Source organism: Fusibacter sp. JL298sf-3 (assembly GCF_053842995.1).
Genome location: NZ_CM132608.1, coordinates 1,440,267 through 1,455,314 on the forward strand (window position 1 = coordinate 1,440,267; position 15,048 = coordinate 1,455,314).

General features: G+C 47.1%; 12 protein-coding genes. 5 read left to right on the plus strand and 7 right to left on the minus strand.

Annotated features, from left to right (window positions below):
- Positions 1-22: 22 nt before the first annotated feature.
- Positions 23-1,348 (minus strand): MATE family efflux transporter, encoded by a 1,326-nt coding sequence (locus ACR6HW_RS06990; RefSeq protein WP_455730433.1) that lies wholly within the window; start codon positions 1,346-1,348, stop codon positions 23-25.
- 165 nt (positions 1,349-1,513) lie between these two features.
- On the opposite strand from ACR6HW_RS06990, the gene ACR6HW_RS06995 reads away from it, so the two are divergent.
- Entirely contained in the window at positions 1,514-2,077 is a 564-nt protein-coding gene (locus ACR6HW_RS06995; protein WP_455730434.1) for a TetR/AcrR family transcriptional regulator, read from the plus strand.
- A 222-nt stretch (positions 2,078-2,299) separates the two neighbouring features.
- Here the strand turns inward: ACR6HW_RS06995 and ACR6HW_RS07000 are convergent, their stop codons facing one another.
- From ACR6HW_RS07000 to ACR6HW_RS07010, 3 genes are all read right to left on the minus strand, one after another.
- The gene (locus ACR6HW_RS07000; protein WP_455730435.1) at positions 2,300-3,061 is read right to left on the minus strand and encodes a class I SAM-dependent methyltransferase; all 762 of its coding nucleotides are present in this window, start codon (positions 3,059-3,061) and stop codon (positions 2,300-2,302) included.
- 11 nt (positions 3,062-3,072) lie between these two features.
- The gene (ade, locus tag ACR6HW_RS07005) at positions 3,073-4,809 is read right to left on the minus strand and encodes an adenine deaminase (protein ID WP_455730436.1); all 1,737 of its coding nucleotides are present in this window, start codon (positions 4,807-4,809) and stop codon (positions 3,073-3,075) included.
- A gap of 133 nt (positions 4,810-4,942) precedes the next feature.
- Complete coding sequence (locus ACR6HW_RS07010; protein ID WP_455730437.1) at positions 4,943-6,529, minus strand: oleate hydratase; 1,587 nt, start codon at positions 6,527-6,529, stop codon at positions 4,943-4,945.
- 163 nt (positions 6,530-6,692) lie between these two features.
- On the opposite strand from ACR6HW_RS07010, the gene ACR6HW_RS07015 reads away from it, so the two are divergent.
- The 3 genes from ACR6HW_RS07015 to ACR6HW_RS07025 are packed head-to-tail and all read left to right on the plus strand — an operon-like array spanning position 6,693 to position 8,660.
- Positions 6,693-7,298: an ABC transporter ATP-binding protein gene (locus ACR6HW_RS07015; RefSeq protein ID WP_455730438.1), complete on the plus strand. Its 606-nt coding sequence runs from the start codon at positions 6,693-6,695 to the stop codon at positions 7,296-7,298.
- A 12-nt stretch (positions 7,299-7,310) separates the two neighbouring features.
- Entirely contained in the window at positions 7,311-8,087 is a 777-nt protein-coding gene (locus ACR6HW_RS07020; protein ID WP_455730439.1) for an ABC transporter permease, read from the plus strand.
- Positions 8,088-8,105: 18 nt separating this feature from the next.
- Positions 8,106-8,660: a TetR/AcrR family transcriptional regulator gene (locus tag ACR6HW_RS07025; protein ID WP_455730440.1), complete on the plus strand. Its 555-nt coding sequence runs from the start codon at positions 8,106-8,108 to the stop codon at positions 8,658-8,660.
- A 34-nt stretch (positions 8,661-8,694) separates the two neighbouring features.
- Here the strand turns inward: ACR6HW_RS07025 and ACR6HW_RS07030 are convergent, their stop codons facing one another.
- Complete coding sequence (locus tag ACR6HW_RS07030; protein WP_455730441.1) at positions 8,695-11,271, minus strand: PAS domain S-box protein; 2,577 nt, start codon at positions 11,269-11,271, stop codon at positions 8,695-8,697.
- A gap of 62 nt (positions 11,272-11,333) precedes the next feature.
- Positions 11,334-12,515, minus strand: a complete 1,182-nt coding sequence (locus ACR6HW_RS07035; protein WP_455730442.1) for a hypothetical protein — start codon at positions 12,513-12,515, stop codon at positions 11,334-11,336.
- Between the two features lie 99 nt (positions 12,516-12,614).
- On the opposite strand from ACR6HW_RS07035, the gene ACR6HW_RS07040 reads away from it, so the two are divergent.
- Positions 12,615-14,723: a bifunctional diguanylate cyclase/phosphohydrolase gene (locus tag ACR6HW_RS07040; RefSeq protein WP_455730443.1), complete on the plus strand. Its 2,109-nt coding sequence runs from the start codon at positions 12,615-12,617 to the stop codon at positions 14,721-14,723.
- Here ACR6HW_RS07040 and ACR6HW_RS07045 read toward each other — a convergent pair.
- On the minus strand, positions 14,698-15,018 hold the full coding sequence (locus ACR6HW_RS07045) for a hypothetical protein (RefSeq protein ID WP_455730444.1): 321 nt from the start codon (positions 15,016-15,018) through the stop codon (positions 14,698-14,700). The genes ACR6HW_RS07040 and ACR6HW_RS07045 overlap by 26 nt on opposite strands.
- Positions 15,019-15,048 lie beyond the last annotated feature (30 nt).

Sequence of the window (15,048 nt, forward strand, 5' to 3'; positions counted from 1 at the left end):
AGCGGTTGTTTAATGTCATGTTCTACACCTTAACAGTTTGCCATCGTCCACTACAAAATCTCAGCATCAAAAGACTTCCACGAAGAACAAGATCTAATGCATACGCCCACCAGATACCAGAGAGCCCCATTTTCATAACAACCGCAAAATAATAGCCCCCACCTATGCGAATGCCCCATATACCAACTAGTGTAGCAAACATCGGGTAGCGTGTGTCCCCAGCGCCTTGTAACGCATGCGTCATAATCTGAACAAGGGCTGCAAAAGGTTGAAAGAGGGCAATAATACGCAAAACCTTTACCACAAGCGTCTGAACAACCGGCGTATCTGAAAACAAACCCGCCAAATCTGAAGCCGTTATATAAAAAAACAAACCTATTCCCATCATTAAAAGTGCCGTTAAACGATATGCAGAAAACGTCAATGAACGAGCTTCTTTCACAGCACCTTCCCCCATTGCATTGCCTACAAGCGTGCAAACAGCAAGCCCAATGCCCATAGCGGGAATGTACGTATAGCTTTCTATTGTCCCTGCAATAGTGTGTGCAACGTAAGAAGTCGTTCCAAGAGTGATTATCATACTGTTGTAAACGAGTTGTCCCAAACGCATAATCAGCTTTTCTATCCCAGCAGGCATGCCGATTCGAAGCACTGTAGAACAAATTTGCTTGTCCAGAGGACATTTACTAATATGGATTCTTTCATCGTGATGTTTTAATCGTATAAACAACAAAATTGCACCCAATAATCGCGAAAGTGTTGTTGCAATACCCAACCCTACAAGCCCCCATTCCATGGACATAAACACGACATTGAGAGCTATGTTTACTACGTTTGAAGCTCCGGTTACAAGCATCGGTGTACGCGTATCCTTTATCGCACGAAGACACCCCGACAAAGTCAGCTGTAAACATAAAAACACAGAGGGAACAGCTACAATGAGGTAGTAGGGCATGGCAACCGCTATCGTCTGTGCGTTTGCCCCTGTAGCCGCTAAAATTTGATTGCGGAACACATAGCAGATTGTCCCGCAGATGCCTCCTAAACCAATTGCAATGATGAGAGCATGAACAATTGTAGTGTTCACTCTATTAAAATCTTTTTTTCCAAAATAACGCGCAACCACTGCAACAGCTCCAACGCTAACTGCCGTATAAAATGCAATAAATAAATTGACCACAAGACTCGTAACGCCTATAGCAGCAATAGCAGAGTCACTTATTTGACCCGAAAAGTAGGTATCTGTTGTACCCAATAAAGTCTGTAGCACGTTTTCAATGACAATCGGCACTGCTAAAACGAGTACAAGTTTTTGATGCTTTAGATGTGCTTCTGTATTGGTCCCCATTCGAAACTCCTTGACAATCCATCTAGATATGTTAGTATTTTTAACGAACAAAATGTTCAGCTTTCATGTTAAAGGAAGTGCTCGTTTGAAACAACATTCAATTTAGATATTATGTATGTTTTTGAACATTTAGATAAAATTGTTTACTTAAGGAGGTTCCCATTTATGGATAGACGTGTGAATCGAACGCGAAATGCTATATTCGAAGCTTTCAACCACTTGCTCTCACACAAAAAATATGCCAAAATTACCATTCAAGATATTATTGACGAAGCTGACGTGGGGAGAAGTACTTTTTACACTCACTTTGAAGCAAAAGAAGATTTGCTCCACAAAATGTGTGAAGACTTGTTTGCACACATCTTTTCTGAAGAACTTAACGAAGAGACTTCCCATGATTTTTCTTTAAAACCAGGCAACCTCCGCAACAAATTGTTGCACTTACTCTACCATCTCAAAGACAATCAAAAGAAAATCAATGGACTTCTTAATTGCGAAAGTGGGAGGCTCTTCTTCCAATACTTTAACAGCTACCTCGAAAGGCTTTTTCAAACTAATGAATCTACTCGCTTCATCTCTACGCCCCCAGTTGCCTCTAAGGAATACCGGCGCAATCATATGACCCGTAGCTTTTTCGAAACCATCCGATGGTGGTTTAACCGACAACTTGTCGACGCCCCTGAAACCATTGTCGATTACTACCTGTCTGTCATCTCCTTTGTGCTATAAGCACAAACCTTTGGGGACACATCATACCCACCAACTATTCAGCTATAACAACGCTTTCAATAAAAAAACGCCCCTATTTGCAAACTCAAACGATTTGCAATAGGGGCTTTTCTCCACCTTATACGACGCAGTTCAATCGGGCCGATACACAGCCTTTATGGGACTTACCAGTTAAAATATATGGTAAATTTTAGTGTTTTCGTGCACAAAAGAACCGTCCCTCTAAGAGAGTTTTACCACGAGGTAGTTTGGCGCCTTCATATACGCCTTGTACTGATTTGGCGCCGTTTCGCGCCAAGCCGCCGGCGGCTTGGGCTCGACCAAAGCCTTGAGCTGAAGGCCTACGCCAAAAAACGCTTCGAAATAATCTTCCAAAGTGTGATGATAACTGTAACAGAGAAAGTTCTCAATCGTCTTGTCAAAAGCAATCCAAGGCTGAACATAAGCACGCTTGTCCTTATACAAGTACTTGAGCACGTAGTCGGATTTCTCCGGGAGTCGCCCCTCCGGCAGTTCCACAGGGTATAGAGCGGCGTGCACCGGATGAATTAAAGAAAACACAACCGTACCGCCGGGTTTAAGCACACGGCGGACAGCTTGCATCACCGGATTTAAATCCGGAATAAAATGGAGCAGTGTCGACGCAAATACCACATCCATCGACGCCGACGAAAAACTTTCCAACGTGTCTACAGAACAGGTACTGAAGCGCACCGAAGACCCGTTCATGCGCTTTTTGCCCTCTGCCAACGCAATCATCATCTCCGAAAGATCCACAGCATGCACCACTTCAGCGCCCTTTTTTTCAAACTCAAACGCAAAGCGTCCGGCACCACACCCCAGCTCAAGCACCGTCTTCCCACTTAAATCGCCCACTGTTTCCAAAACCGCCGGCATCTCAATAGCTTGGCTGAAAGACGTCGGACTAGACACAAAGCGGTCGTACGCCACAGCCATTTGCTCCCAATTTTCTTTAATGGTCATATGCACTCCTATTACTCGACCTCTACGGCTATTTTTTCAAAACGCGTCACATCAAAATACCCTTGGTCGGTTATTTTTAGTTCGGGAATGACGGGAAGCGCTAAAAAACTCAGTGTCATAAAGGGCTCAAGTGTCTTTGGTATGCCCAGCGTTTCGTGCGCTTCGCGGCGCAGTACCTTCAGTGCACTGCTCACTTCTTCCATTGGCGCATCGCTCATTAAACCACCGATTTTTAACGCCAATTCCGCGCGAACTTCCCCTTGTGACGTTACCACAATACCGCCGTCCATGTCAATTAAACGGTTCACAGCCAAAGCCATGTCGGCGTCGTTGTCGCCGATGACAATGAGGTTGTGCGAATCGTGTGCAATACTCGTGGCAATAGCGCCGCCTTTAAGATTGAAGTTTTCCACCAGACCGATGCCGATGTCCCCAGTTTTACCGTGCCGTTCGACGACGGCTATTTTAACCACATCGATTTTAGGGTTGCTCTGGAAGCACCCTTCGGCATCTTGATAGACGCGGCGCACCACGTGTTGAGTGACAATCGACTTCGGTGTAATTCCAATGACATTGACCACGTCGCCTGCTAGTTTAAGTTCAAAGTCTTCTGGCCGTACCTTTGAACATCGAACCGTTTTCTCTACCGCTCCTGTCGCCACCGGCGCGACATCAAAATACGCCGTGCCGCCCTCTGCAACTTTCACACCTTTCTTGTAGACCGCTTGAATGTTCAGTGCCTCTAAGTCGCTGACGACTGCGAAATCGGCATCGTATCCCGGTGCTATGGCACCGATATCCTTCAGGCCGTAGCACCGCGCCGTGTTAATGGTCGCCATTTGTACCGCCAGTATCGGGTCGAGACCCAAAGCGATTGCCTTGCGCACGTTGAAGTCGATATGCCCTTCGACGAGAATGTCTTCGGGATGTTTGTCATCAGTACAGAAGAGGCAACGGTGCGCGTTGCGCGGGGTCACCCCTCTAATGAGCGCTTCCAAGTTTCTCGCCGCCGACCCCTCGCGAATGGCGATGTACATGCCGAGGCCGAGACGCTCCTCCATCTCCGCTACAGTCGTGCACTCGTGTTCGGTCTGCACGCCGTTGATAACGTAGGCATTCAGTGCCTTTCCCGTCAGTTCAGGCCCGTGCCCATCGATAATTTTGTCCTTAAAGAGATGGACTTTTTCCATAACGTCATCATCGCCGGCGATGGCTCCCGGGTAATTCATCAACTCGCCTAAACCGAGGACTTTCGGATGCGTCATCATCTGCGCCAAATCATCGGCTTTTAAAATGGCGCCTGCGTGTTCAAAAGGCGTTGCAGGGACGCAAGAAGGCAACATGAAAAAACCTGTGAGTGGGGTTTGTTCTGCGGCTTCTATCATATAGCGTATACCTTCCAGCCCGCAGACATTGGCAATCTCGTGTGGGTCTGCAATAACCGTTGTCGTGCCTCTCGGCACCAAGATTCGCGCCATTTGTTCAGGCGTTACCAACGTCGATTCCATGTGCATATGGGCGTCGATAAACCCTGGCACAACTGTGGCGCCCTTTAAATCGACTTCTTTTTCCCCCACATAGCTACCGAGTCCGATGACCTTACCGCCGTCGATGGCGATGTCCTTCTCTTCAATTTTACCGTTAAAGACATTGACGACTTTACCGCCGCGCAACACCAGTTCCACGCGGCCTTCGCCTGCAGCAAGGCGCGCCCGTTTTTTTATACGTTGTATTCTATTACCGTTCACTACCACACACCTCTTTCAAAAAATAGATTGTTCCTATTGTAACGCACTTTCCCCTAAAAAACCATCTCATTTTGTTTGTTTTTTATAAATATAATAAAAACGAGCCCTTTTTAAAAGGCTCGTTTTGTATATTTTATCTAAATGTAGTGTTCAATGCTTTAAGCAAGACTTTAACATCTCTGTGATAAGGCGTTACCGGACAGACCGGTCTCTCAATGCCCATCAGCTTGTAGACCGCCATACGCGCTGCGCGTACAGAGTACTCTTCTGTAAAGACCATGTCTTCAGGAATTTCTACAAATTGACTGATCATGGCCAGATTGGTTGAACCCGCCGGTACCACATACGGTCTATCCGCTATTTTTCTCGGCTGGAACTGAGCGTCAATATAAGGCATCATGCATGGAATAACATTGACGACGTCTTTTAAGATTGCGTCTTTGTCATCGAGCATGTGTAGGTGGTAAAGCAGTTCTAACAGCATCTCTTCACCGGTACACTCGCGCATTGGCTTTTTAATGTAATCACCTGGTACATCGGTGTACAAACTGTAGCCCCAAAAGATGGTTTGATCTTCAGGCTGGTTGATAAAGTGCGGTTGTGCAGCCACGACGATGCTCATACGCCATTTGGAATCTTTAAATGTCATGAGAGCGCCGCTTCCAGGCACATTTCTCGAAAATGCTTCGATTTTTTTGAGAAGTCGGTTGCCGTTAGACGTCACCGTAAAAGACGCCCAGTTGGTCTCTTCAGGCTTTCCAAAGAAAGGTGCCGGATCGCCAAGCCCTTCTTTTTTAGCGGCAATTCTTCCCCAAAGTTCTCCAGAAGGCGGATTTTCAGGTCTGTAAGGCGCCGGTGTTTTTAAGTCGCCAAGTGTTGCACAATCGGTCATACAGCCGTTGGTCACAAAGCATAAATCGCCGTCTTTGAGGTCGATTTTGCCCGCGCCTTTGGCGTCTTCATAGTGAATAGCTGTCACCGTGATACCGTCGCCGTCTTTAAAGTCTAAGTCTTTTACAAGGCACTTCAAGCTGAAATCCACATGGTGCTTTTCAAGGTGCGCTTTCATCGGCACAATTACTGAGTCGTATTGGTTGAATTTTGTACGGGTGACGCCTTCGAGCGTTTGAATTCTCGAAAACTCAAAAATCATGCGATTCATGTAACGCTTAAACTCAAATAAGCTGGACCACTCTTGAAAAGCAAAAGTCGTCTGCCACATATACCAAAAGTTTGTCTCGTAAAAGCTTTTGTCAAACCAGTCGGAAATTTTGAGCCCTTGTATTTTTTCTTCAGGTGTCATCATCAGTTTGCCCATGGCAATACGATGTTGGTTGCTGAAGCCCATGCTGAGGACATCGAGCACATACGCGTCTTTGTCGATGAGACGTGCATTGGCATGTGTCGGATGCGTGTGGTCAAATGCCAAAATTTCCTCACTCAAGCTCATGTTAGGCGCTTCTAATGACGGAATTGAGTAGAGCAGTTCCCAAAAGTTTTCATAAGTTTCTTCGTTGAGCATTCTGCCGCCTCGACATACAAACCCCTTTTCAGGTGTTCCAATGCCGTCATTTGAGCCCCCTAAGATGTTGAGGGTTTCAAGGATGTGAATGCGCTCGCCCTCTACACCGCAATCTCTAATGAGATAAGCTGCCCCTGCAAGTGACGCCAGACCGCCACCGACAAAGTAATAGTCGTTTTGATTCGGATTTTCTCTCATGTGTTTACCTCCTAAGTTTTTTCTGACCTCATCATACGCCTTTTTACAGGAAGCGCCTATAGACAAACTGCACCGTCTGTCTAAATTTGTGACAAACGCCGCCGAATGTCTAGAGAGTCGTGGTATAATAGGAGAAACTATTGTCCAAAAGGAGGAGCGTTCTATGATTAAAACGCAAAGCCTCGTCTTTAATAACACCATCCGCTACAAAGACATGCACTTTAAAGAACATCAAGTGACCTTTGTTACCGGTGAAAGTGGCCGAGGTAAAAGTACGTTGCTGAAATTAATCAACCGTACCGCAGAGAAGTCTTCCGGCGACCTCTTTTACCGCGGTGCTTCGGTGACAACATACCACCCACTCGACCTTCGCAAAGAAATTTTACTGGTCAATCAAGACCCTTTTTTATTCAGCGGGACCATCCGAGAAAACTTCCGCCTGTTTCACAGCTACAGAGAGAGCGCACTCCCCGACGATGATACTCTGGCTTCATACGTCGAAACCTGCCGGTTAAACTTTCCATTAAGCGCCAAATGCGACGCCATGTCCGGCGGTGAAAAGCAGCGGCTGTTCCACGCCATCGCTTTGAGTTTTGCACCGAAGGTCCTTTTGCTCGACGAACCCGCATCTGCTCTCGACGAGACCATTGCCGCAGAGTTTATGAACGCACTTGTGGCAACTGCCAACTCGCAGCAAATGACCCTTCTTGTCGTCAACCACTCCAGTCATCTGACCAAGCGATTTGCAGATGATGTCATTACTTTATAACGAGGAGATGTTATGCGCTCAATAGTCGAACTGACCCTGCTTCAATTCAGTCTGGTATACCTGTTGCTCATCGTCGTGCTCGCCATTATGAAAAAAAGTCAAATCCGGCAAACACACATGCTGTTTATCGCCAGTTTCAGGATGACACTCCAGTTGGTCATCGCCGGACTTGTTCTCACGTTGATATTTGATAACCCGCACCCGCTTTTTACAGTGGCCTATTTAGCCGCTATGATCGTCTTCGCCATCAACCGAGTCTACAGCAGAGTTCCTGAAATCTCAAAGGCCTTTAAGAAGGTTGTTGCGCTGTCCCTTTCCGCATCAGGCCTATTGATTATCCTCTTTTTTGTAAAAGTGGTTGTAGGCGAAAGCCTCTTTAACCCACAATACGTCATCCCCCTTAGCGGCATGATTATGGGGAACGCTATGACCGGGGTCTCTTTGGGCGTCAAGACTTTCCACGAGAAACTCAAAGACAACCGCCATCGCATCCAGACCCTATTAAACTTTGGCGCATCGCCGTCGGCAATACTGAAGCCCATAGCCAACCAATCGTTGGAAACTGCCCTTTTGCCGACGCTAAACTCGATGGTGGGGATGGGTATTGTTTCGTTACCCGGCATGATGACGGGACAAATTCTTTCAGGCACCCTTCCCAAAACAGCCATTATGTATCAGATTGCTATTATGATTGCCATTTGTACAGTGGTGGCATTGGCTTCATTTTTGGCGCTGTACCTCGGGTACCACACCTTCTACGACACACGCGACTACGACATTAAATTATAAGGCTAGAAAGGATTGGTTATGTCACAAGTTACCAAGAACGCATTGTGCGATGCTTTAAAGATACTTCTCACCAAAAAGACGCTAGACAAAATTACCATTAAAGAGCTCACGGCACACTGTGGTGTCAACAGGCAAACTTTTTACTACCATTTTCAAGACCTCTACGCGCTACTGGAGTATTTACTCGTGCGCGAAGGGGAAAGGGTACTGAGCGACAAGCGCACACGCGACAACTGGGAAGAGGGCCTTTTAGAAGTTTTTCACTACTTAAAGGCCAACAAAAACCTCGTGGAACACGCCTATAGGTATATGAGCCGAGAAAGACTCGAAAGTACGCTCTACACCCATGTTCAAAAGTTGCTCAAACACGTCATCGACGAAAATCTCCACGACTTAGACGTCTCTCTAGAAGACCAGCTCTTTATCGCCAACTTTTACAAATACGCCTTTGTGGGGATCGTCTTAGAATGGGTGAAAAGCAATATGAAAGAATCGCCGGCGTTTATTGTCGACCACATGCGCACCCTACTCGAAGGCTCTTTTAGGCAGAGCCTCATCAAATTCAGCCGATAATCTAAAAAAGCTCCGAAAGACGCGTAGATCGACGTCATTTCAGAGCTTTTTCTTCATTTATAAAACGGACAAACTTGCTGCTGATTTCCGGGTCAAACTGTCGACCGGACGCCTTTTCGATAATATCGAGCGCTGCCTCAGGTGTGATTTCGTTCTTATAGGGTCGCGATTGCGTCATGTACACATAGGCTTCTACGATACTGAGAATACGAGCTTGGAGCGGTATCATTTCGCCTTTGAGCTTTCTCGGATAGCCCTCGCCGTCAAACCGTTCGTGGTGGCTTAGACAATAGTCTGCCAAATGTGCGTAATCCGGTGTCGAGCGCAAAATCTGATAACCGATTTCCGGATGGCGCTTAATTTCGTTCCACTGCTCAGGCACCAGAGGACACTGAGAGGAAACCCACTTGCGGTCCATCCCAACCTTACCGATGTCGTGAAGCAGTCCAAGGGTTCCCATGTCCTGAACTTCTGCATCGGACAAACCGAGATAGACTGAAAACTGCTTGCAAATATCACGCACCGCTAAACCATGTGATTTTTCATGCGGCATCGCTTTGTAGAACTTTTGAAGGATGTATTTGATGGTCTTGTTTTTCATGCTGCGGCTTTCCATCAGCTTGCGCTTATACATAAAGTCTTCTGCACGTGTAAACACATCTTCTATGTTTTGGTCGCTTTTTGTCTTTGTGGCCCAGCCAAGAGAAATCGACGGCTCCATATCGTTTATTTTTGCCGCCCTCAACATTTTTTGAACAGTGCTTACCAGTGCTTCAGCGTCTTCTCCAGTCGTATTGGGAAGAACGAATACGAACTCGTCCCCACCGATGCGCGCCAAGACATCCCCCTCCCGTTTTAACGTGGCCAACTGCTTCGCCACTTCTATTAACAAGTGGTCTCCTGCGTAATGACCAAAGGCGTCATTGGTCAATTTCAACCCGTTGACATCTGCGAGTACCAATGACAGCGGTAACTGTTCTTCACAGTCCATCACCGCGAGCTGCTCTTCGTAGTATCGGCGGTTATGAAGCTCTGTCAACTGGTCGTAGTAGCTGAGATAGAGCACCCGTTCTTCCTGACATTTGCGTTCTTCAATGTTCCGGCTGACGCCGACGAGCTCAACTTCTCCAAACGCGTTCAATCGATAGCGGCTGGAAATTTCAACCCACAAGAGATGACCTTTTTCATGGCGTTGTTGAACTTCGTCGATGTAGGCGCTATCGCCGCCAATTTCCCGTTCAAATCGATGCCCTCGCGCTTTCACCGCTTTGATAAACGCAGGTGCCTTTCGACCGCTTACAGACGCCTCTAAAGTTTCTCGCGTCGCACTTCGAACATTGAGGCCTCTCAGTTGTTTGATCGAGGGACTGATGTAGCTAAACACTTCGCGAGACAGGTTGTATATCCAGATTACATCCGAGGTGTGCTCCGTGAGCAACCGGTACTTTTCTTCACTGCGCTTCAGCGCCTGTTCAGTCATTTTGCGTTCCGTTACGTCTACGACAAAACGCAAACTCGCCGGCTGACCATTCCATGAAATCTCAATACCCGTCGCTTCGAGCCACCGAATCTCACCATTTTTATAGATGACTCGAAACTGTGCCTTAACTGGCGCCTTCGAAGGGCTATCGAAGGCGCTACGGTAGGCTCGGAGGTCTTCGTGGTAGATAAACTGAGCAAAGGGCACAGCCATTAACTGCTCCGGTGCATAGCCCAAAATCTCTCGAAGTTTGGGGTTGCAAATTTTAACGTAATCCCCCTGTAATACCACGATGCCCTCAACGGCGTGTTCAAACAGTTGTCGGTAGCGCTCTTCACTGCTTTTAATCGTTTGCTCACTTAACACCCGCCTTGTAATATCGCGGTTGTTGGCACGGTAGCCGAGGTACGCGCCATTTTTATTATAGGCCGGCATACAGCGGTGCTCAATCCAAACGACATGTCCCGCTCTATGCACAATTCGAAACAAAAGGCTCTGAGGATCTGCCGTCGGTGTAAGCCGTCGTCTATGTAGGCGCCACGCATCGAGGTCATCGGGGTGTAAAATGTGCTCAAAGAGCTGGGGATCGGCTAAAAACGCTTCTGCAGAGTAGCCGGTAATGTGCTCACAGGCATTAGATACGTACAAGAGCTCACCGGAAGTGTGTTCCCACGTCTCCCAGTCAAAAAAGTAATCGGAGACAATCCGGTACTTTTCATCGATTTCCACGAACTTTTCATTGATTTCAGCAATCTCTTTCACCTGTTCTTTTTCAGTGGTAATATCTGTAACATAGGCGATAAAATAGCCCCTCTCAGGTGAGAAAGCTTCTATTTCAAAATAGCGGCTAATGACGTCGTCGTAAAGTTCAAATGTCACTTTTTCGCCGCCTCTTACAGCTTCTTCAAACGTTTTAACGCGCTCTATTATCGGCGCCTTCATCGAGGGGAAAACATCAAAAACCGAAAAGGATTTCAGCTGTCCCAAATGTTTGTTAACCATTTCACAATGCTTGCGATTGGCATAGAGATAGATGAAATCTTTCGGTTTTTCGTCTGTATCGTACACGATTTTATAATACGCACATCCCAAAGGCATCTCTTCGAGAACGGCCGCGTTGAATTTTTCCATTGGGGCACCACCATCATAACAGTTTATAAGATAATACCCTTAATATAACATATTATTCACGTTTATGGTTTAAAGAAATACAAGAGGCCTGTAGAAATCGTCCAAAAAAGCACGCTGAGCAATAAGAGAACTACAAGTTGCTCGCCTCTGCTGCGGTGTTCGACAAGCCGCCCTTTCAGTATTCTCCCCACCGCTAAAATCAACGCTGTCGGAACCGCCAGTCCTAAAAGAGCACTCACAACGCCCAGCTGTACCGACACGACCCCAAACAGGCCGATAAGAACCGCACCGACATAAAGCGGCCAATACGATGGTGAAACCATTGCGCCAAAAGGATTGACTGTGGCAATGACCGCCTGAGTCTCAACATCTATTAGAAGGTGGTAGCGCGTCCCTTTGTAAAAGTACACCACGAGAACCACTGCTCGAGACGCCATTTCATACTGTGTTTTCAACACGCTTTGCGTCTTTGTTTCCTGAGCCACCCGCCGCATTGAAGTTCGTACTTCCCCTTTTAGATAGGCCAGCGTTTTAGGCAAAACCGAAAACACTTGTCCGATGTCCTCGTAGATTGTGGTCGCCGTAAGCATTTTCCGCAACGCCTCTATTTCGCCTTTATCCACTTCTTTTAGCAAGGGCAACGGCGCTAAAAAATCGCTGAAACGCTGCCAACTTGCCTCTTGTACCAGAACAGATTTTTCGTAGAGCTGTCGACGCCCTTCACACACCGAACAGGTGACGCCGCCAGTGCCTCGACACACCGGGCACGAAACGGCGCCCACGCCCTTACATGTCGGACAAAGCTGCCACCCCTCGGAACAAGCTGCGCAACCTTTTTCTTCATTGTCCGCACAGGCCGGACACGGCAAGCGCTTTTGTCCGCCACATGTGCCGCAGACCACAGCGCCCTTGGCGTCACAGTTCTCACAGTCCCACTCGCCGATGCCGTTACACGCAGAACAAACACTTTTTCTGCGGGTGTTTGGGATAGCCACCGTGTAACGCCCCGGCTCTCTTACGTCTGCACCGTTTACATCAAACGGCGATGCCGGCATCCGGTACACGGCGTCTAGCGACTCACCGTGAAACGGTGCGACGATGGTCTCAATGCGCCGTACTTCTTTCAGCGCCGTTGAATGACACAGTGCCACTGTGTAAGTATGCGTTTGAACCACCTTGACGGCATTTGATTCTTTCCCTGCATAGTCATTCAATATACGTTCTATGGTTTTATGATCTAACATCGCATCTCTCCATTTAATAGCCCCTTGCGTAATCATTGTATTTTAAGGTATATATAAAACACAGATTTGAAAGGGGGGGATGGCCAATGGCACCCTAAATTGTATCAAGACGTCCAACTGAATCCGTTTACGCTTAGTTTCAGAGGGCACTATGCCTCTGTCGAGCGCTACTATATCGTCGATAGCCAGATTCAGCACACACAACAACAGCGCATCCTATTGGCTTTCAGTATTCTCGCCTACGTCATTTTTATCTTTGTCGACATCAACTCTCTACCGCATCTCGCACCGCTGTTTGCCTTCGTTCGCTTTGGCCTCTACACGCCTCTGGCCGCGGTGACAATTCTCTTAAGTTACACCAAAAAATACGTTCACATCGCCCAGCCACTTCTCAGCACTTTAAGCCTTTTGGCTTTTTTCGGTTTGCTGTTTATCCACTACCACGGCAGTCAACACGGTTTTTACAGTTACCGCTTCGCCATCTTGTTCACTTTAATATACGTTCTATTCTTCTTTACTTTGCGCTTTATCTACAGCGTAGTGACTGCAGTGGGCATTCTAGCCTTCTACAACTTATTGCAGTTGGCAACAGGGGTCTTTCCCGCCGAACTACACCTCGATTCCAATATTTTATTCTTGTTTGTGGCACTTTTCGGTTGTCTCTTTAATTACCTGTCGGAAAAAAACGATCGTATGCAGTACGTTTTAAAGCTCGAACTCAACAAAGAGCGCGAGACGATTCAAAGCCTGAACGAACACCTTGAAAAGCGCGTTATTTCAAGGACAAAAGCCCTTAAAGAAGCTTACGAAAAATTGGCGATGAGCGAACACGCCTTCAAAGAACTGATGACCGCTTCCGACGACGGCGTCGTCCTCCTCGCCTCTGATAGAATTATCGACTGTAACGACGTTTTCTTAAAGTTTTTTGACTGTCATGAGAAAAAAGACGCTTTAAACGCACCGCTACTAACTGTTATAGGCTCAAATCCTCACATTTCAGAAGCCTTTAAAAAAGGCGCCTTCAGCACCTGCGGGCTCCACATCGAGCATAAAGCCCCCACAGGCACCCAGCTGTTTGAACTGAGCTTTACGCCGATTAAGCTGCCCGAGCAGTCCGTGCTGTACTTAGTCGTTAAAAATGTGACTGAACGCTATGAGTTTATTCAACAACTCGAATACCTCAGTTTCAAAGACCCGCTGACCGATTTGTACAATCGACGCTATTTTAAAAAGTACTTAGAAAACGACTTGCTCCTTGAAGACTACCCCGTGGCCATTGTCCTTTCAGATGTCAACGGTTTAAAACTCGTTAACGACACCTTTGGGCATATGGTGGGCGACCAATACCTCAAAGAAGTTGCTCAACAGCTGACCGCTGTTTTCACGACACCGAGCCTCGTCAGCCGGCTCAGCGGCGACGAATTCGCTATCGTCATTCCCAGCGCTACTAAACCGCAGGTTTCTCAACTGCTCCAACAGTTTAAAACCGCTGTTCGCACCGTTAAAATTGCAGGCGTTCCCCTGTCGCTTTCCTTTGGATACGCCATACAAGACACACCTGAGGACAGCTTTGAAAGCACCTACAAGACGGCGGAAGATTTCATGTATAGACACAAAGTACTGGAAAGTCCGAGCATACGCCGTCGAACCATCGACATGATGATTCAGACCCTTCACGAGAAAAACCCCATTGAAAAGAGACATTCTAAGCGCACCACCAAGTACGCACTGGAACTGGGGCAGGCCATCGGCCTTTCTGAACAGAAGCTCAAAGAACTCGAAGTCGCCACATTGCTCCACGACGTCGGTAAAATTGCCATCTCCGAAGTCATTCTATCTAAAAAAGAACCCCTCACCAAAAGTGAAAGGCTCATTATTCAACAACATTGTGAAATTGGGTACCGCATTTTAAACACCTCTAACGAACTCAGGAAACTCTCCGAATACGTCCTCTACCATCACGAGCACTGGGACGGTACCGGCTATCCCGTCGGCATCAAAGGCGAGAAAATACCGCTGTTGTCTCGTATTATCTGCATAGCAGACGCTTATGACGATATGATTCACGAGCGCCCTTATCGGCATGCCCTGACGCCGAATGCTGCCCTCGATGAACTCAAACGCTGTTCAGGCAAACAGTTTGACCCCACTTTGGTCAGTCACTTTGTCGATTTGAGAAACTCTAAATCACAGACGACTGTCCACTGACGAGGAAATAAACATCGATGGGGTACACCTCAATAAAAGCTTCTGCAACGCGCTTTCCCGTGTTAAAAATGGCATCGTACCACTTCACACCCCCGGATTGAGGCTTTATTTCAAAGACAATTTGACGTTGATTGTACGCACGTGCCAACAGCAAGACGCGTTCAAAATTAATTTCGATGTTGTGTTTTGCGTAATCGCTCTGTTCCACAAAAAATGAATTGGTATCGACGACTTGGCCGTCCACTGCACCGAGCTCGCTCTCAGTGATAATTTGTAATGATCCTTTGTATCGCATCCTCCACGCTCCCTTTCTCTATATCATATA

What these genes read in the sequence shown, in the direction of transcription:
- ACR6HW_RS07025 (WP_455730440.1), top strand. Translation starts at nt 8,106, where the DNA reads ATGTCACAAGTTACCAAGAACGCATTGTGCGATGCTTTAAAGATACTT.
- ACR6HW_RS07000 (WP_455730435.1), bottom strand. Translation starts at nt 3,061, where the DNA reads ATGACCATTAAAGAAAATTGGGAGCAAATGGCTGTGGCGTACGACCGC.
- ACR6HW_RS07015 (WP_455730438.1), top strand. Translation starts at nt 6,693, where the DNA reads ATGATTAAAACGCAAAGCCTCGTCTTTAATAACACCATCCGCTACAAA.
- ACR6HW_RS06990 (WP_455730433.1), bottom strand. Translation starts at nt 1,348, where the DNA reads ATGGGGACCAATACAGAAGCACATCTAAAGCATCAAAAACTTGTACTC.
- ACR6HW_RS07035 (WP_455730442.1), bottom strand. Translation starts at nt 12,515, where the DNA reads ATGTTAGATCATAAAACCATAGAACGTATATTGAATGACTATGCAGGG.
- ACR6HW_RS06995 (WP_455730434.1), top strand. Translation starts at nt 1,514, where the DNA reads ATGGATAGACGTGTGAATCGAACGCGAAATGCTATATTCGAAGCTTTC.
- ACR6HW_RS07030 (WP_455730441.1), bottom strand. Translation starts at nt 11,271, where the DNA reads ATGGAAAAATTCAACGCGGCCGTTCTCGAAGAGATGCCTTTGGGATGT.
- ACR6HW_RS07020 (WP_455730439.1), top strand. Translation starts at nt 7,311, where the DNA reads ATGCGCTCAATAGTCGAACTGACCCTGCTTCAATTCAGTCTGGTATAC.
- ACR6HW_RS07010 (WP_455730437.1), bottom strand. Translation starts at nt 6,529, where the DNA reads ATGAGAGAAAATCCGAATCAAAACGACTATTACTTTGTCGGTGGCGGT.
- ACR6HW_RS07045 (WP_455730444.1), bottom strand. Translation starts at nt 15,018, where the DNA reads ATGCGATACAAAGGATCATTACAAATTATCACTGAGAGCGAGCTCGGT.